Raw genomic sequence first — 514 nt, forward strand, 5'->3', positions numbered from 1 at the left:
CCTGACGCCCGGAAACTCCTTGACGATGTTTCGCATTTCCAAAAGCGGCATAAAATCGAGACCGGAAGCAAATTCAAATCCGGCCAGAGTAATTTAACACAAAATCATCAATAGAGCTGAACTGCGGCCATTGCACGCCTGACCGGCTCATTTTGCATAAACCAATACCAGACCTTGCCCGATAGCAGGTTCTCCGCGCTTAGAAGCGTAATACCGACATCTATGCCAATAACATCGCGATTAACCCAGCCGGTATGCGGGTTGAAAGCGTCCGCGAAACCATACCGCCCGTAAACGCTCCCGCCAAAGCGGGATTTCATTTCCCTTAATGCGGCCAGAGATTCTTTTGGGGTAAACATCAGCGAACCAGCAGCGGCACAAGGAACTACTGTGCCGTCAATCCTGCCGTCGCGCGGCGGCGCTCCCCAGTCAACGTAACCATTTTGGCTGTCCGATGATGTCAGACCCCAGACATTGACAGAATATTCGGGAAATTCGCGGCTCAGAACCTCGG

Annotated in this window: 1 protein-coding gene; it reads right to left on the reverse strand. The window is 52.1% G+C overall.

Translation table 11 applies throughout. The annotated features are described in order from the left end of the window. Positions 1–107 precede the first annotated feature (107 nt). On the reverse strand, positions 108–514 hold a 407-nt coding region (locus tag R7P74_RS29510; RefSeq protein WP_318124311.1), incomplete at its 5' end, for a glucoamylase family protein.

This window comes from Vibrio sp. 2033 (assembly GCF_033339735.1).